This is a genomic window from Streptococcus iniae, from assembly GCF_030732225.1.
Lineage (GTDB): Bacteria > Bacillota > Bacilli > Lactobacillales > Streptococcaceae > Streptococcus > Streptococcus iniae.
On the sequence record NZ_CP132230.1, the window covers coordinates 1,324,185 to 1,341,226 of the forward strand.

The 17,042-nt window shown below is 36.1% G+C and carries 15 protein-coding genes; 2 read left to right on the top strand and 13 right to left on the bottom strand.

Annotation, left to right across the window (positions count from 1 at the left end; translation table 11 throughout):
* Positions 1-3: 3 nt before the first annotated feature.
* The 7 genes from whiA to Q9317_RS06575 form a co-directional block, all read right to left on the bottom strand.
* Positions 4-918 carry a DNA-binding protein WhiA gene (gene whiA, locus Q9317_RS06545; RefSeq protein ID WP_003101142.1) on the bottom strand — a complete coding sequence of 305 codons (915 nt, stop codon included), beginning with the start codon at positions 916-918 and terminating at the stop codon, positions 4-6.
* Positions 915-1,892, bottom strand: a complete 978-nt coding sequence (locus Q9317_RS06550) for a YvcK family protein (protein ID WP_003101144.1) — start codon at positions 1,890-1,892, stop codon at positions 915-917. The genes whiA and Q9317_RS06550 overlap by 4 nt, the downstream gene beginning before the upstream one ends.
* Positions 1,889-2,782, bottom strand: a complete 894-nt coding sequence (gene rapZ / locus Q9317_RS06555; RefSeq protein WP_003101147.1) for an RNase adapter RapZ — start codon at positions 2,780-2,782, stop codon at positions 1,889-1,891. The genes Q9317_RS06550 and rapZ overlap by 4 nt, the downstream gene beginning before the upstream one ends.
* 102 nt (positions 2,783-2,884) lie before the next feature.
* Complete coding sequence (locus Q9317_RS06560; protein WP_003101149.1) at positions 2,885-3,628, bottom strand: DUF1003 domain-containing protein; 744 nt, start codon at positions 3,626-3,628, stop codon at positions 2,885-2,887.
* Positions 3,629-3,856: 228 nt separating this feature from the next.
* On the bottom strand, positions 3,857-5,203 hold the full coding sequence (gene asnS / locus Q9317_RS06565; protein WP_003101150.1) for an asparagine--tRNA ligase: 1,347 nt from the start codon (positions 5,201-5,203) through the stop codon (positions 3,857-3,859).
* Between the two features lie 31 nt (positions 5,204-5,234).
* Positions 5,235-6,425 (bottom strand): pyridoxal phosphate-dependent aminotransferase, encoded by a 1,191-nt coding sequence (locus Q9317_RS06570; protein ID WP_003101152.1) that lies wholly within the window; start codon positions 6,423-6,425, stop codon positions 5,235-5,237.
* Positions 6,426-6,481: 56 nt separating this feature from the next.
* The gene (locus Q9317_RS06575; RefSeq protein WP_305981532.1) at positions 6,482-8,944 is read right to left on the bottom strand and encodes a bifunctional DnaQ family exonuclease/ATP-dependent helicase; all 2,463 of its coding nucleotides are present in this window, start codon (positions 8,942-8,944) and stop codon (positions 6,482-6,484) included.
* 149 nt (positions 8,945-9,093) lie between these two features.
* Here Q9317_RS06575 and Q9317_RS06580 point away from each other — a divergent pair, with 149 nt between their 5' ends.
* Positions 9,094-9,729 carry an MBL fold metallo-hydrolase gene (locus tag Q9317_RS06580; protein WP_003101156.1) on the top strand — a complete coding sequence of 212 codons (636 nt, stop codon included), beginning with the start codon at positions 9,094-9,096 and terminating at the stop codon, positions 9,727-9,729.
* Between the two features lie 40 nt (positions 9,730-9,769).
* On the opposite strand, the gene ftsX is transcribed toward Q9317_RS06580, so the two are convergent.
* From ftsX to Q9317_RS06605, 5 genes are all read right to left on the bottom strand, one after another.
* Positions 9,770-10,699: a permease-like cell division protein FtsX gene (gene ftsX, locus Q9317_RS06585; protein ID WP_003101158.1), complete on the bottom strand. Its 930-nt coding sequence runs from the start codon at positions 10,697-10,699 to the stop codon at positions 9,770-9,772.
* A complete protein-coding gene (gene ftsE, locus Q9317_RS06590; protein ID WP_003101160.1) occupies positions 10,692-11,384 on the bottom strand; it encodes a cell division ATP-binding protein FtsE in 693 nt (230 codons plus the stop codon). The genes ftsX and ftsE overlap by 8 nt, the downstream gene beginning before the upstream one ends.
* Before the next feature lie 35 nt (positions 11,385-11,419).
* Positions 11,420-12,521 (bottom strand): peptide chain release factor 2 gene (gene prfB / locus Q9317_RS06595; protein WP_100185196.1). Its coding sequence is split into 2 segments (ribosomal slippage): positions 11,420-12,448 and positions 12,450-12,521, totalling 1,101 coding nucleotides; the frame shifts between segments, so codons are not numbered across the junction.
* Between the two features lie 47 nt (positions 12,522-12,568).
* Positions 12,569-13,687 carry a tRNA epoxyqueuosine(34) reductase QueG gene (gene queG, locus Q9317_RS06600; RefSeq protein WP_121791524.1) on the bottom strand — a complete coding sequence of 373 codons (1,119 nt, stop codon included), beginning with the start codon at positions 13,685-13,687 and terminating at the stop codon, positions 12,569-12,571.
* 115 nt (positions 13,688-13,802) lie between these two features.
* Positions 13,803-15,722 (bottom strand): fructose-1,6-bisphosphatase, encoded by a 1,920-nt coding sequence (locus tag Q9317_RS06605; RefSeq protein WP_305981533.1) that lies wholly within the window; start codon positions 15,720-15,722, stop codon positions 13,803-13,805.
* A 191-nt stretch (positions 15,723-15,913) separates the two neighbouring features.
* Here Q9317_RS06605 and Q9317_RS06610 point away from each other — a divergent pair, with 191 nt between their 5' ends.
* Positions 15,914-16,288 (top strand): hypothetical protein, encoded by a 375-nt coding sequence (locus Q9317_RS06610; protein ID WP_003101168.1) that lies wholly within the window; start codon positions 15,914-15,916, stop codon positions 16,286-16,288.
* Between the two features lie 14 nt (positions 16,289-16,302).
* Here Q9317_RS06610 and Q9317_RS06615 read toward each other — a convergent pair whose 3' ends face one another.
* A complete protein-coding gene (locus tag Q9317_RS06615) occupies positions 16,303-17,040 on the bottom strand; it encodes a glycerophosphodiester phosphodiesterase (protein WP_003101170.1) in 738 nt (245 codons plus the stop codon).
* Positions 17,041-17,042 lie beyond the last annotated feature (2 nt).

The window sequence follows — 17,042 nt, forward strand, 5'->3', positions numbered from 1 at the left end:
TCCTTATTGAATATCTTCAGCTATCTTATTAAGTTTACGCAACCTGTGATTAACACCACTCTTTGAAATTGGAAAATCCAGACTATCAGCAATTTCTTGAATAGAATAATCCGGATGTTTAATTCGAATTTGAGCAATTTGCTGAAGTTCAAAAGGTAAAGTGTCTAATCCAATAGTCTCCATAATCTTAATAATATTATTGATGGTTTTCATGCTAGCATTAATTGTTCTAGCAATGTTAGCTGTCTCAGCATTGTTGGCACGATTAATGTCATTTCTAGCTTCTCTGAGTAATTTAACTTCTTCAAAAGCTTCTTTACATTCCATTGCACCAATGATAATCATAAAATCCATGATGTCTTCTGCTTTTTGAAGATAAGTCACTGCGCCACTTTTATGTTCAATGGTTTTGGCGTCCAGCATAAATTTATGGAGCAATTCTGCCAGGTCTTGAGCATGGTCCAAATAGACTGAATAAATTTCTAACTGATACTTACCCGATTCTGGATCTTTGACTGTTCCAGTTGCTAAAAATGCTCCTTTTAAATAAGCACGACCAGCGTCATCATCACTTAGTATTTCTTTTTCAATACCTGTTTCAATACCAAAGAAGGAATCAGCTAATTTCAAGTCTGACAAAACATTATCAACAGACTCATCAATCAAAACAGAATAGACCCGGTTTTTTTTGAGGTTGGTTTTTTGATGGTAACTGATTTCTGGAACAATGTCGTAATTGCGTTCAATCAATGAATAAATGTATCTAGCAATTTTGGCATTTTCAGTTGTGATAGCTAGGGTTAACCCGCTCTGTTTTAGACTAAGACTTCCAGATAGTTTAATGATAGCAGACAATTCCCTCTTGTCATTACTGGAGGTATTAATCAACTCTTCTTTAACTTTTGTGGTAAAACTCATAGATGCCTTTCCCTAACTAAATTCATTAATTCTTCAACAACCAAATTCCCATCATGGAAAGCGCCACCGTTTTCCAAGCGTAAAAAATTAGAAGAAATGACACGTTTAGCTTCTTTGCTTAGGGCTTCAAATTGGTGTTCTACCTGAATTAAATATTCATCAAACTTATTAGAATCCATGTAAGATTGGGGAACTTTTTCAATATTGACTAATACAGTATCAACAACATCTTTTCCTAAATATTTGTTCAAAACAGATAAGTGGTCTGCATCTGAGAAATGCTCTGTCTCGCCGTACTGGGTCATGATATTACAAATATAAACCACTTCTGCTTTGGTTTGTTGTAGTGCCTCATTAATTTCTGGTATAACCAAATTAGGTAAAATGGAGGTAAATAAAGAGCCTGGACCAAGCACAATCATGTCACTCTCTAAAATTGTATCGACCACTTTTCGACTAGCCTTTGGTTTTTGATCATTATAGGTATTTGACACATAAACATGGTCAATCATCCCAGAATAATCAGCAATTGAACTCTCACCAATCACTTCATGGCCATCTTGAAAAACAGCATGAAGTGTTAAAGCATGCTCACTTGAGGGGTAAATTTTACCTGTAATATGGAAAAACTTGGTTAAAATCTGGATAGCATTATAAGTTGAACCTTGCATTTCAGAAATACCAGCAATAATTAAATTCCCTAAGGGATGACCTGCCAAGGCGCCATCATTTTCATTAAAACGGTATTGAAATACTTTTTCATAAAAACGAGGCATGTCACTCATGGCTAATAAGACATTACGTAAATCACCTGGCGGTGCTAATTGCATGGCATTACGGAGTTCACCAGATGAACCTCCATCATCAGCAACAGTTACAACTGCTGTAATATCAACTTCTTCTGTTCGTAAACTCTTTAAAATAACAGGGATACCAGTGCCTCCCCCTATAACAGTTATTTTGGGTCTTCTCATGATCTATTTACAGTTTCCTTACGTTTATTTTTATCACGATGACTTTCATTGACTGGCCAATTGTTATGTTTAATACTTTCAGCCAAACGGTGAGCAAAGGCAACACTACGGTGCTGACCTCCTGTGCATCCAATTGCAATGGTTAGTAAAGACTTTCCTTCTTTTTGATAAGCAGGAAGAATTGGTAAGAGCAAGTCTTGCAAATGCTTATTAAAGTCTTCTGATTCTTGATGGGTCATAACATAATCATAGACATCCTGATCTAAACCAGTCTTATGACGCAACTCAGGCAAGTAATAGGGATTTGGTAAAAAGCGCACATCAAAAACCAAATCTGCATCTAAAGGAATACCATATTTAAATCCAAAACTCATCACTTCAACACGAAATGACACGGTATTGGACTCGCTAGAGAATTGCTCTGAAATGGTTTGACACAATTGTCTAGGTGTCAAGTCACTAGTATCCACAACATTTTGACTCATATTTTTCAACGGTGCCAAAAGTTCTCTCTCTAATTTTATACCATCCAAGACGCGACCATCTGCAGCTAAGGGGTGACTGCGGCGTGTTTCTTTGTACCTTGAAACCAACTCATTATCTGTAGCGTCTAAAAAAAGAATTCTCAAGTCAATATGCCCATTGCTTTCGATATCATCTAAGATGTGATTAATTTCATTAAAGAAGAGGCGACTACGCATGTCCACAACCAGAGCCACACGCTTGTAATCACTACTGTTTTCAATGATTTCAATAAATTTAGGAGCCAGTGTTGGTGGCATATTATCAATGGTAAAATACCCTAAATCTTCAAAAGATTGAATAGCCACTGTTTTTCCTGCTCCACTCATTCCTGTAACAATTACAAGTTCTATTTTATTATCAGTCATATTTCTTCTCCTACTCAATGATCATCTCTAATGCTATTATAACATATAAAAACCTATCAAAGATAGGTCAGAAGTTCTTTCAAAAATTATCTGGCTTAATGCTTAGCATTTCGTTCTTGAAGCATCCTCTTTAATGCTTGCTTCAGATGATAGTTGTTTCGTAATGGATAATAATATTTCTGTTTGTAATTTTTGAATTTGCATTAAGTCTGATTGGTCCTGTAAGACCAAGTGATCTATTTTTGAATGCAATAAACGAATACCTTCTTCAGAAGTTTTATTGACTTGATAGTCATTTTTTGCTTGCAATCTGTCATATTCTGATGTTCTATTTTGACTCATCATAATAAGAGGCGCTTGAATTGCCGCAATAGTAGATAAGGCTAAATTCAATAGAATAAAGGGGTATTTATCAAAAGCTAAACCAAAGGGATTGATGATGTTAAACATCATCCAAGCGGCCATAAAAATCAAAAATGAAATGATAAAGGTCCACGTGCCCCCAAAGTGAGCGACAACATCAGCAAGTCTTTGCCCGAAAGTGGTTTTACTATCTAACTGATCTTGAATGTTTAAAATGGCATAATTTTGATTTTTAGAAACCTCATTAACCATTTCACGGATAACTTCATTCTTCATCTTAGCATTGTCAATCATTTCATTCAGGTATATGAGACGATAACTGGCTAAATTTTCCTGACTGATAAAAGAGGTGGCATCTAAGTCAGGATGGTCCTTAATAATTACGTTTTGTAATTGCTGATCTAATTCAAAAAGAAACAAGCCTTCTGTTCTAAGGTAAGAAGTTCCATTTATAGCATCAATAACCCAACGTTTTTCATTCATCGTTTACCTCTTTCTTTTTACGGATTACACAAAAGCTACCTGATATAAGCCGTAAAACTCACAAATTAATAGTTTGTATGTTCACACTTTAAACATTCAATGAATCTAAAAATATCTGAACATTACAACCTTACAGATTATGGTCTTGAAAGCTTAAATGAATCTTAAAGTGATTCCTTGAACAAGAAAAAAAAGCACCCTTACTAGAAGGGTACAATTCATTAATCATTAAGGTTTAATTCTGTGTAACATACGTGGGAATGGAATGGCTTCACGAATATGTTTTGTTCCTGCAACAAAGGTTACCATACGTTCTATACCAATACCAAATCCCCCATGAGGAACTGAGCCATATTTACGAAGGTCAAGGTAGAATTCATATTCTGATTTATCCATTTCCAAGGCATCCATTTTAGCAACAAGTGCATCGTAATCATCTTCACGTAATGAGCCACCAATGATTTCGCCATAGCCTTCTGGTGCCAATAAGTCTGCACATAAAACACGCTCTGGATTACCAGGTACTGGTTTCATATAGAAAGCCTTAAAGCTTGCTGGATAGTTGACAACAAAGGTTGGAACGCCAAAGTAGTTTGAAATCCATGTTTCATGAGGTGAACCAAAGTCATCACCATGTTCGATATGGTCATAATCAGTATCGTCATCGTTTTCATGCTCTTGGAGTAAATCAATCGCTTCATCGTAAGCAACACGTTTGAACGGTTGCTCGATGTAACTTTTGAGCAAGTCAACATCACGTTCTAACATTTCAAGTGCCTGTGGGGCACGGTCGATAACACCTTGAATAAGAGCTTTAACATAAGCTTCTTGAAGATCGAGTGATTGGTCATGGTTAAGGAATGAATATTCTGCATCCATCATCCAGAATTCAGTCAAATGACGTCTTGTCTTAGATTTCTCAGCACGAAAAACCGGACCAAAGTCAAAAACGCGACCAAGAGCCATTGCTCCTGCTTCAAGATAAAGTTGACCAGATTGGCTCAAGTATGCTGGAGTTCCAAAATAATCTGTTTCAAATAATTCTGTTGAATCTTCTGCTGCATTGCCAGATAAGATGGGACTATCAAATTTGATAAAGCCATTTTGATCAAAGAAATCATAAGTTGCATAAATAATAGCATTTCGAATTTGCATGATTGCCATTTGTTTGCGTGAACGTAACCAGAGATGGCGGTTATCCATCAAGAAATCTGTTCCATGTTCTTTCGGTGTAATTGGATAATCTACTGATTCTCCAATTATTTCTAAGTCTGTAATATCTAGTTCGTAGCCAAATTTAGAACGGGTATCTTCTTTAACCACACCTGTTACATAAACAGATGTTTCTTGGCTAAGTCGTTTAATCATATCAAACTTAGCTGCCCCTTCTTCTTCACCAAATTTTTCAATAAAATTTGGTTTAAAAGCAACTGCTTGGAAAAAAGCTGTTCCATCTCGTAGTTGCAAGAAAGCAAGTTTACCTTTTCCAGATTTGTTAGCCACCCATGCACCAATAGTAATTTCTTGACCAAGATGCTTTTTAACATCATTAATTGTTACGTATACTTTTGACATAAAATCTCTTTTCTATATTAGTTTCTTATTCTTATTTTTTGTGTGTTTCCATAAAATGATTTAAACGCTTAACGGCTTCTTTTAAGCTATCGATATCCGTTGCGTAACTTAAGCGAATATTCTCTGGCGCACCAAACCCTGCACCTGTAACCATAGCCAAGCCTTCTTCTTCCAAAATAGCATCTGTAAAGGCTGTTACATCAGTATAACCAGTCATTTCCATTGCTTCTTTAACATTGGGAAAGAGGTAAAAGGCCCCTTGGGGTTTAAGCACTTTAAATCCTGGCACTTGATTAAGAAGGGGATAGATATAATTAAGGCGCTCTTCAAAGGCAAGACGCATAAGCTCAGCATCATGCTGACTGCCATTAAAGGCCTCAATTGCTGCGTATTGAGAAACTGTTGTTAAGTTAGATGTGGTTTGGCTGATAATTTTAGCCATAGCACCAATGATTTCACTGTCTCCTACGGCAAAGCCCATACGCCAGCCAGTCATTGAATAGGTTTTAGCAACCCCATTAACTGTAATAGTCTGTTGACGGATGGCTTTAGAAAGGCTTGAAATTGGAACAAATTGATTTCCATTATAAACCAAACGAGCATAGATATCATCTGCTAATATTAAAATATCATGCGCAACTGCCCAATTGCCAATTGCTTCTAATTCTGTTTTATCATAAATCATGCCAGTTGGATTAGATGGCGAATTCAAGAGTAATACTTTTGTTTTTTCAGTTCTGTAAGCCTCTAGTTGGTCTACTGTAACCTTAAAGGCATTTTCTTCTTTTCCTTCTACAAAAACAGGCTCGCCATCTACCATTTTAACTTGATCTGCATAAGAAACCCAATAAGGCGTTGGAATCAAGACTTGGTCTTTGGGATTAAGTACTGCCAAAAAGAAAGCATACAAAATAAATTTAGCACCTGCCGCTGAAACAATTTGATTCGAAGACACCCGATAACCATAATAAGTTTCCATATAATTGGCAATCGCATCTGTCAGTTCTTGCAAACCACCTGCTGCTGTGTAGTAACTAGCTCTTCCATTTTCAATGGATTCAATTGCTTGTCGTTGAATATTTTTAGGAGTCACAAAATCTGGCTCACCAAGTGTTAAACTTAAAACATCCTTACCTTGTGCTTTCAAAGCTTTTGCCTTGGCTCCAGCTGCTAAAGTGACGCTTTCTTCCATTTCTAGTACTCGATTTGATAACTTTGTCATAACTCCTCCTTCCCAATCACCTGTTCTTACTTGTCTTAAAATTGTGATCTTTTCTATTATATCAGAAATTGTGCCATTTCAAACAAGCTATCATCAAATTTTTGCTCAGAAGTTTGAAATTCTTGTTCCAGTGCTTTTAATATTTCGCCACCGTAGGATTGGCTTGATATTCTTCTATCTAAAATCATAATAACCGATTTTTGATTGTCTCGTCTCATGGTTCGACCAATGGCTTGTTTTAGTTTTAAAATAGCCATTGGTAGAAAGTAATCCTTAAAAGGTTCTTTTTTTAACTCATGTAAATAATGTGTCATTTTTACAACAAAACTGTTATTGGGACTATCAAAAGGGAGTCTTGTAATCACTTCAATCATACGATCTGCATGAATAAAATCAACACCTTCCCAAAAAGATCCCATACCTAGCAAAATAGATTGCTCCCCACGGTCAAAGCGTTTTTTAATGTTATAAGAACTGCCATTTTTTTCTTGGGTTAAATGCATGACCTTCCAACTCTCTAACACTTCAGATACCTGCATCATGTGTTTTTTAGAGTTAAATAATACCAAAACAGGATAATGCAAGTTTTGGAGTTGTGCGACTCTCCTAGCAATTTCGTAACAATACGTCTCATCTGTCATTTCTTTAATCAAAGGCATTGATTGATCTATCAAAACCAATTGCTTGTCTGATTTAAGCTTAGGAATAGCTGCATAACTATAATTATCAAAACCAAGTAATTGAGCTAGGCTCACTTGTGGGATAATTTGTAGCGTGGCAGAAACAAAGTAAGTCTTGATAGTCTCTGGTAAAAAAGACTTAAAATTAATAAAGCGACTGCTACTGGCATTGAAAGTGGCAACTCTTTTGTCCAAATTCTTTTCTGTGCTCAACCAATAATCAGCTTGCTCATAGTTAAAAAAGTCATGAAGCACATCATATTGATTGGGATTCAGTTCTGATACCAAGGTTTTCAACTGTTCAATCATTTCAGTATCGCAAGGCATTTCTGGATGATGGTAAAACCTTTCTACCACATTTGATAATTCAAAGGATAGGCTTTCCAGAAGCCTTTTCTCTAAAAGACTTTTAGCCATTCCTTGATTCTTCTCAATTTCTTGTAAAACTTTTGCAATATCCATCTGCTTTCGTGATAGCTGATCTAATTGCAAGACAAGTGACTGTGCCTCATCAAAAACAAGAATTTTTCCCTTAGCAAAGTTTTTATCATCTTCTACGCGATGGAGAAAATAAGCATGATTAGTTAGAAGTACATCAGCCTTCTTAGCTTTTTCATAGCTACGCTGCCAGAAATCATAAGCATAAAAAGGAGAAGATTGTTTCAAGTCACCATCATGTTTAATCTGATCAAAATAAGCTGCAAAACGTTGCTTTTGTTTGATTTCATCCAAATCACCAGTATCTGTTTCTAAAAGCCAAATCACCAGTTGCATTTTATAACGGTTAACAACACGGTTATCACCAAAACGCCTGAGACTCTCTAAGAAAAAATCTAATTTAAGGTAATTGGCTGGCCCTTTAATACTGTGACAGTTAATGTGATATGCTTCTTTTAAACTGGCTAATTCTTTAGCAGCCAGTTGATCTTGAAGAATTTTGGTGGGCACTGACACTAAAATTTGTTGCCCTTGATGATGTGCTAGTAAAGGAAGTAAGTAGCCATATGACTTTCCTATTCCAGCTTGTGCTTGAATAAAACTAGGCTCAGGAGAAAGCAATGCCTCTTGCACCAGATGAGCAAACTGCTCTTGTAAGGGCCGCTCTTCTAATGCTAACAGTGCTAAATTGACTTGAAAATCTTTAGACAGTTTCAAAGGCTTGCCTAATGCCACTTCCTTTTTTAGCAAGAGGCCTTCAACTTTCACATGGGTTTTTGGGTTATAAGCGCTAGCCATTTCCAATGCCTGATCAATTACAATTCCGGATTCAAAAAGCAAGTTATCCGAAAACTGTGTCAATATCTCAAGTGTTTCCAAGGGCAAACTGGCTATCTTATTTTTTAACTTAAGAAATAATTGAGCCGTAGCCATAGCGTCTGCAATTGCGGTATGGGCGTCAGATAAATTGAGGTTCAAGGCTTCTGAGAGATGACTTAAATTATATTTTTCTAAACGTGGAAAGAAGATTTGTGCCAATTCAACGGTATCAATTCTCGGTGTGCGTAATTCATAGCCTTCAAAAAATAAGGATTCTGCTAAGAGATTAGCATCAAACTTAACATTATGGGCAACAAAGACACAATCACAGATGAGGTCATAAATTTCCTTGGCAACTTGTGAAAAATCAGGTGCCTGACTCAGCTGGTGATCCGTAATACCAGTTAACTGTTTGATATGATCTGATAAGGGTTCATGGGGATTAATATCTGTTTGGTAACTGCTAGTAATGGTATTTCCTTCTAAAATAACAATACCTACTTGGATAATACAGGCCTCAGGTCCAGCATTAGTAGCTTCTAAGTCAATAACAGCATATTTTTCATTTCTTTGATTGGTCATAGTAAGTTTATTATACCATGTTTAGACAAGTCATAAAAACGAAATCTTTTTAGAAAAGGAAGGTTTTTGAAATCTTTTTGAGTTAGTTTTTGTCAAAAAATCAAACGTAATCAGTAACGTTTTTAGCTTATTTTTGATAAACTAGGTATATGGAAATCATTACAATTTTAAATCAAGTCGCCTTCGAAAATACTTATGTCCTTGTTAATGATCAAGCCGCTCTTCTTATAGACCCAGGTAGCAATGACACAAAAATTCTCAAGACCTTAGAAGCTATTCAAAAACCACTAGTGGCAATACTTCTCACACACACTCACTATGATCATATCATGAGTTTAGACGTCGTTAGAAAAACTTATCCAGATGTACCAGTCTATGTTTCTGAAAAAGAGGCATCTTGGCTATTTTCACCTTTAGATAATCTTTCTGGACAAATAAGACATGCCGACCTTCCTGATATTATCACTAAACCTGCTGACCACTTTTTTCAATATGAGAAATTATATGAACTATCAGGGTTTAGCTTTGAAGTAAGGGAAACACCTGGTCATTCAATTGGTGGCGTCTCCTTTGTTTTCACAAAAGACCAATTGCTTATCTCAGGTGATGCTCTCTTTTACGAAGGGATCGGAAGGTATGATTTACCAACAGGAAATCATCAACAACTTATTACCTCAATTCAAACAAAACTCTTTAGTTTACCCAACCATTTTACCGTCTATCCCGGACATGGTCCCAAAACGACCATTGGTCATGAAAAAAATTTCAATCCCTTTCTGAATTAACAAAAAAACAACTTCTGACTTATCAGAAGTTGTTTTGTCTTTAAAATTTAAGATAGCGTCTCATTGACATTACTGACCCTAGGGAGCCAATAATAATTCCTATTACAAAGAGGGCGCCAATTAAAATGTAAACATAATAATTAATAGGATACATAGATAACCCATTAAGTTGTAATTCAGGCATAAATTGACGATAAGCCATTTCATATAGGTAATAAATCAAGAGAGCTGGAAAAACAGCTCCTAAAAACCCAACCCAGGCACCTTCAAAGATGAACGGACCACGGATATATGAATTCTTAGCCCCAACCAATCGCATGATTTCAATATCTCTTTGACGATTCATGATTGTCATGCGTATTGTATTTGAAATCAAGAAAATTGCAACTACAAGTAAGAGAGCTGTCCCAATAAGGCCCCAAGTTTTAATAAAGTTGGCAAATTTAAAGAGTTTATCTGAATTGATGCCTCCATAATCAACATCTTCGATTCCTTTGATGCCTTTAATTTTATTGCTAACACTTTTAACTTGTGACGGGCTTTGTGTTTCTATAATATAGATATCTTGCAGAGGATTTGTATCTTTATCATACAATTCCCAAACATCACCCATTGTTGATTGAAGTTTCTTTAATTGCTCATCTTTACTTGAAAAGATTATACGCTCAACACCTTTTATAGCTTTAATTTGATCAAAGATTTTATGGTAATCTTTGTTATCTACTTCTTTGCCAGTGACATCTTTGACAACTTTTTTAGGATCAGTCGAGTCAACTTGCAGGTAAGTATTAATTTGAATGTTATTTTGAACACCTGAAGCAACACGTTGAATATTTAACAAGGTTGCTGCAAATATCCCAACTAATGTTAAGGTAATAGCAACTGAACTTACTGATGCAATTGTCATCAAAAGATTGCGTTTGAGGTTTTTAATAGACTCCCAAATATGACGGAAAAAATTTCTAATCATCGTAACCGTAGTCTCCTTCCTCTTCATCTCGGACAATACGCCCATCTTCAATCGCAATAACACGATGGCGAAGTGTGTTAACAATATGGCTGTTATGCGTTGCCATTAAAATTGTTGTGCCTTGTAAGTTGATTCTTTCCAACAATTGCATAATTTCCCATGAAATTTCTGGATCCAAGTTACCTGTAGGCTCATCACAAATCAATAATTTAGGGCTATTCACAATCGCACGCGCAATAGCAACACGTTGTTGCTCACCACCCGAAAGTTGATTAGGGAAAGAACGCATCTTATGTTTTAAACCAACAAGTTCCAATACCTCCGGAACACGTTTTTTAATATGACGACGCTTCTCCCCAATAACTTCCATAGCATAAGCAACATTTTCAAAAACTGTTTTTCGAGGTAGTAATTTAAAGTCTTGGAAAACAACACCAATATTACGACGAAGAATAGGAACTTCTTTGGCTTTTAACTTCGTTAAATTATATTCACCAACATAAAGAATCCCGCTTGTCACTTTCTCTTCTCGGTAAAGGAGTTTGATAAAGGTTGATTTACCAGCTCCAGATGGACCTACCAAATAAGCAAATTCACCTTGATTAATGCCAATACTAATTCCACGTAAGGCAGTTGTTGAGCGGTGATATTTTTTTGTCACACCCTTCATTTCTATTAATGCCATCTTATTCTTCTTTCTTTATTTCCTTTAAGGCTACTTTAGTCATCATTCATGCGCCATTTAAGATAGGCATCAATGAAGCCGTCGATATCACCGTCCATAACCTTGTCAACTTGAGAAACTTCAAAATTAGTACGGTGGTCTTTTACCATAGTGTATGGTGTGAACACGTACGACCGAATTTGACTTCCCCAAGTGATTTCTTTTTTGTCACCCTTAAGGGCATTGACTTCTTCAGCTTTTTTTTCTTGTTCTAATTGGTAAAGTTTAGCCTGAAGCATTTTCATGGCACGGTCTCTATTACCATATTGTGTTCTATCAACGGTTGAAGCCACAACAATCCCTGTAGGAATATGGGTCAAACGAACACCTGTTGACACTTTGTTAACGTTCTGACCACCAGCGCCACCTGATCGGAAAGTATCCATTTTGATTTCATCATCACGAATATCAACTTCAATAGTATCATCAAGTTCTGGCATCACCTCAACCGATGTAAATGAGGTATGCCTTCTCTTTGCAGAATCAAATGGGGATATACGCACCAAACGGTGGACGCCCATTTCTGATTTCAAAAAACCATAGGCATTTGGCCCTTCAAAAGAAAGGGTAACAGACTTAATGCCTGCCTCATCTCCAGCTTGATAATCTAAAGTCTCTACCTTGTAACCTTTGGCATTGCCAAAACGGCTATACATTCTAAAAAGCATATCAGCCCAATCTTGAGCCTCTGTTCCACCAGAGCCTGGATGAATCTCCAAAATAGCATTATTATGGTCATAAGGTTCTGATAAAAGCAAGGTCATTTCATAACTGGCAAGTATTTGATCTAGTTTTTCAAGACTTGCTTCTAGCTCTTCTTTAACAGATTCATCTTCGTCCAACATTTCCAAATACAATTCTGTCTCTTCAGACAAGTCTTGCATTTGGTGAAAAGTGTTATAAGTTACCTTTAAGTCATTTAACTCTTGAGATGTTTTTTGCGCCGCGATATTATCATTCCAAAAATCAGGCTCTGTCATCTGATGTTCAAGGAGTGCAATCTCCTCTTCCAAACGATCTAAGTCAAAGAGACCTCCTGAAGCTAGTCAACTTCTCATTGTTTTCTACTATTTTTTGGCGAATTTCTGCCACTTCCATCTTAGTACCTCTTTTATTTGTTATCTTATTATTCTATCACAATGCCCTTACAATTGCCATTTTGCAAGAAGTAATTCCAACTCTTTTTGACTGTCTTTATCACTTGGTTTAATAGACCTGATAAACGCAATCATTGGTTCTTCTGGAGTTTTAATCACTTGACCAAGTGCCCAAATAGCTGGCGCTGTGTGAATGGGATTGTTATTTTTATCAATAATTTGCATTAATTTAATAATAGCAGACTTATCATGACCATTTGCCAAGGCAATAATAGCATTGCGTTGTAGGATATTTTTCCCTCGCCATGAAGCTGCAATATAGCCAAATTTTTCCTTAAAATCTTTATTACTCAGTTCTAAAAAAGGAATTAATTCGGGCATAGCAAGCTCTGGATCAATGTCGCTTGCTAAGGGATTTGAAAGTCCCTTATTATAAGGGCAACAAATTTGACAAATGTCACAGCCATAAATAACTGTTTTAATTTTCTTTCGAAACTTTAGGTCCATCATGCCTTTGTCTTGTGTTTGAAATGACAAACATTCCTTGGCATTCATCGTACCATCCCCAATTAAACATGAGGTGGGACAGGCATCTAAACAGCGTCTACAATCTCCACAATCATAAGTGACAGGTTGATCTGGTGTGATATCTAAATTGGTAATGAGTTCCCCTAAATACATGTAAGAACCGAATTCTTTAGAAATAACCAAACCATTTTTACCAATAAAGCCGATTCCTGCTCGTCTTGCAACTGCAGTATCAACCAAGGCCCCTGTATCAACCATTCCCTTGTATTCAAAGTCCTTTGTCAAGGCTTCAATGCCCTGAGCCAGTTGACTTAACTTATCTTGTAAAACATGATGGTAGTCAGTTCCCCATGAATTTGGAGTAATCTTCCCACGTTTATAAGCTGTTTTTGGAGGTGGGACAGGCAATTTATGGGGATAAGCAACTGCAATTGAAATGATGGTTTTAGCAGAAGCAAGTGATAGTTTAGGTTTCACTCTTTCTTCGATGTTTTTATGTTCAAAACCACTTGTTCTACCTTCTTCAACTCCAAGACGAAGCGATTTTTCTAAATAAGAAAAATCATCAGCTGTTGTAAAACCGATTTTTGAAATCCCAATTTCTTTTGCAAGTTTAATAATTTCCGCCTTAATCTCCATATTACTATCATAATGGAAAACTATAAAGAGTTCAAGACTAAGCCATTACTAATTATGACGAAATATTAAAATGCAGTGACAAAGAAATAGACAGACACTTACAAGACATAGCCTATTAATACTGATCAAAATGTCGGTAAAGGTAATCTAAATCAGCTATCTCCTTGAGCAATTTTTTACCATTGTCTGTATCTTTAACCAGTGTCCTGACCTTAACTTCTTCCACCAAGCGTTTGATAAAAACAATGTCACAATGACCATCTAAAACATCTTGAACGGAGGAAAAAGGCATATGAGCCACCAATTCCAAGCCATAACTATTAGAAATCAAGGTATAGCCTGCAATACCTGTTTTCTTCTGATAGCCTTTTGCAAGTCCACCATCAATAATAATCATTCGGCCATTGGCTTTAATGGGTAATTCTCCCCCTTTTTCCTTGACTGGAGTATGACCATTTACAATATGAGCTGAATGGTCCAAACCAAACTCAACCAGAATTCTTAAACAAATCTCTTCTTGTTCTCGTAAGTGATAATATGGATTTTTGTTTTCTTTATGGCTAGATTTATCTGCTATATAATAACGTTCAAACGTCGTCATACGGTCTTTTCCAAACAATGACGAAACCTCACCACACCAAAGGTACCAAAACAGGTCAGTAGCAAAATCAATCTGATTATGTGGCTGTTTGTAGGATTGAACAACTTTATCCTGAAAATAATCTAGCAAGGCCTTTCCAGAATAGGACCTATTCTCAAAAGTCATGGATTTGAAATCACCATTTGCATGCATTGGAACACAGCCATGAAAAAGCAAATGATTATTTGAAATATGATACATTGCTCCATGTTCCATAAGGAATGCAATGTGTTGGCTTAATCTGGCAGACTTTTGGAAGCTCGTCATAAGGCCATTAAGCAGTGACTCCTCTTCGTCTGTTAGACTTTCAGGGTTTTTCCAGTCAATCTTTTCAAAAGGAAAAGACTGCAAAGGAAATGACTTACCACCAAGTGTAATGGTTTTGTGTTTGCAATCAATCTTATCAAAAAGCAGTGAAGCTTCCATAGCAAATTCTGGTCTGCGCTTTACCAATTGATGTTCTAACTTAAATTGTAGTAGAGCTGTTGCTTGCTGAAGTTTATTTAGCAAAAGACGCTCACTCTTTGAAAGGCGATCATCCTCATCTAATATGGGATTAAAGACCTCTTCTTCTTTAAAATGCCTCTGGCTATAATCTATTAGAGAGCGTAAATTAATGCCGTAACGATCTTCAATGAGTGCAATGCTATTATATCTTGCAGCGATCCGAATCACGTTAATCATACAGATGGCTGATCCTGACATTGCCCCAATCCAAGTGATATCATGATTTCCCCATTGAATATCAATTTTGTCAAAATCATTGAGGCGATCAATAATATAATCAGGGTATTGCCCTCTGTCAAAAATATCACCAACAACATGTAAATGATCAATTGAGAGTTTTTGAATGAGCTTTGCAAAGGCAATAAAGAGATCATCTAATTGATCAAGCGCTGTCACCTTTGCAATAATTGCTTCATAGTAAGGTTTTTTATTTTTATCGGGTTGTTCTTCTATGAGTAACTCTTCCATAATATAAGCAAAATCTTTTGGCAACATTTTACGAACTTTAGATCTGGTGTATTTGCCTCCAATAAATGTAACCAATTGCAACAGATAAGGTAATAAGCTAAGCAGTTCTAAACAATGTTCTGTTTTTGACAGAAACTGTTCATTTTGTGCTATTTTTTCAGCAGGGTAATAAATATATTGACAGAGAATATTAATTTCTTCTTTAGATTGATTTGGAAAGCATTCTTGGAGTTTCTTTTTTATAGAACCTGACCCATTACGAAGCAGGTAATCAAAGGCTTGATACTCACCATGTAAGTCACTAAGAAAATACTCTGTTCCTTTTGGCAGATGACAAATGGCATCTAAATTAATCATCTCTGTGATTAAAGAAGATTTTGTTGGAAACTTTTCTTTCAGCAATTGGTAATATTGTGTCATGTGTTAAGCAAATTCCTTTCCATCTTAAGGCTAATAATGCCATTGTTTTCACTTCCTTTTCCATTCTAAAACTTATTGCCAAATATTGCTATTAAAAAGTAAACGCTTTCTTTCGATTGACTTGTTGGCTAGTCTTATTGTCTGATATTTGATAAAATATAACTATCTTTGTATCATAAAAAGGAGTCCAAATGATTATCAAACGCTGTACCCGTTTTTCCTATTTTGGTGCAACTATCACCTTATTAATTGGGTCGAACCAGAAAGTTGTTTTAAAAAAAGGCGAAAGTATTAACATTCCAATTCAAACTAGTGGCGAAATGGTTAAACTTAAAAGACCCTTTCAGACACGTAAACAAGTCTATGACTCTGATGTTTTACTCCTCAAAGATAATCTCAAAAGCATACTGTTTTTTTGGTCCGCTATTGCCCTCATTATGATTAGTCACCTCGTTCTACCTTTTGATTCCGATTGGCTATTTTGGTTGACCATTATAGGATTAGCGCTCCTATTAGGAAGTTACCTAATTCCCTCATTAAAATGGGAAAATGAAAAAGAAGCTTAACCAACTCTAAGTGGTCAAACTTCTTCTTGTGCTGCTTTGAGCCTCACAGCAACTTCGGGTTTATCTGTCATAAATCCAGCAAGTCCCGCCTTAAATGCCATAAGCATTTGTTCTTCGTCATTCAAGGTCCATGGCCTGATTATTTTTTGCTTGTTATCAATCTGATCAGCCTTGCTTAAAAACCGACTCTTATGGGGATGAATGGCAGTTACAAAAGGTGTTTTTTGCCCTAAAAAGAAGAGGAAGGGACTGGTCTTCATCAAATAAGCCAATTCAATTTCTTTGTTATATCGATGCATAAGCATCAAACTTAACCAATTAAAACTGCTATAAATATAAGTAAATGGCCACTTTCTGCTCTGCATCAGCGCAGCTATTTCGCTTTCGATTTTAGGATAAGGGTAATGATCTGTTTTAATTTCAATATTAAGGACACCTTTATAATTAAGTTGAACCAAGAGATCAAGGACCTCTTCTAAAGTTGGTATTTTTTCTCTAAAAAACTGTGGTGAAAACCATGACCCTACATCTAAAGCTTTAATTTCATTGAGAGTTAGTTTTCTGACTAAACCAATTCCATTGCTTGTACGATCAACACGTTCATCATGAATAACCACTAAGTGATTGTCTTTTGTCCTATGAACATCTAGCTCAATACCGTCTGCTCCAACAGTGACAGCTTCTAAAAATGAAGCCAAAGTATTTTCTGGTCTATTAACTTTACTACCACGATGGGCAAAAATGACAGTCATAA

Coding starts and splice junctions, on each gene's coding strand:
- Q9317_RS06610 (WP_003101168.1), top strand. CDS start 15,914: ATGATTATCAAACGCTGTACCCGTTTTTCCTATTTTGGTGCAACTATC.
- asnS (WP_003101150.1), bottom strand. CDS start 5,203: ATGTCAAAAGTATACGTAACAATTAATGATGTTAAAAAGCATCTTGGT.
- Q9317_RS06570 (WP_003101152.1), bottom strand. CDS start 6,425: ATGACAAAGTTATCAAATCGAGTACTAGAAATGGAAGAAAGCGTCACT.
- Q9317_RS06580 (WP_003101156.1), top strand. CDS start 9,094: ATGGAAATCATTACAATTTTAAATCAAGTCGCCTTCGAAAATACTTAT.
- queG (WP_121791524.1), bottom strand. CDS start 13,687: ATGGAGATTAAGGCGGAAATTATTAAACTTGCAAAAGAAATTGGGATT.
- Q9317_RS06605 (WP_305981533.1), bottom strand. CDS start 15,722: ATGACACAATATTACCAATTGCTGAAAGAAAAGTTTCCAACAAAATCT.
- Q9317_RS06550 (WP_003101144.1), bottom strand. CDS start 1,892: ATGAGAAGACCCAAAATAACTGTTATAGGGGGAGGCACTGGTATCCCT.
- Q9317_RS06560 (WP_003101149.1), bottom strand. CDS start 3,628: ATGAATGAAAAACGTTGGGTTATTGATGCTATAAATGGAACTTCTTAC.
- whiA (WP_003101142.1), bottom strand. CDS start 918: ATGAGTTTTACCACAAAAGTTAAAGAAGAGTTGATTAATACCTCCAGT.
- rapZ (WP_003101147.1), bottom strand. CDS start 2,782: ATGACTGATAATAAAATAGAACTTGTAATTGTTACAGGAATGAGTGGA.
- Q9317_RS06575 (WP_305981532.1), bottom strand. CDS start 8,944: ATGACCAATCAAAGAAATGAAAAATATGCTGTTATTGACTTAGAAGCT.
- ftsX (WP_003101158.1), bottom strand. CDS start 10,699: ATGATTAGAAATTTTTTCCGTCATATTTGGGAGTCTATTAAAAACCTC.
- Q9317_RS06615 (WP_003101170.1), bottom strand. CDS start 17,040: ATGACTGTCATTTTTGCCCATCGTGGTAGTAAAGTTAATAGACCAGAA.
- ftsE (WP_003101160.1), bottom strand. CDS start 11,384: ATGGCATTAATAGAAATGAAGGGTGTGACAAAAAAATATCACCGCTCA.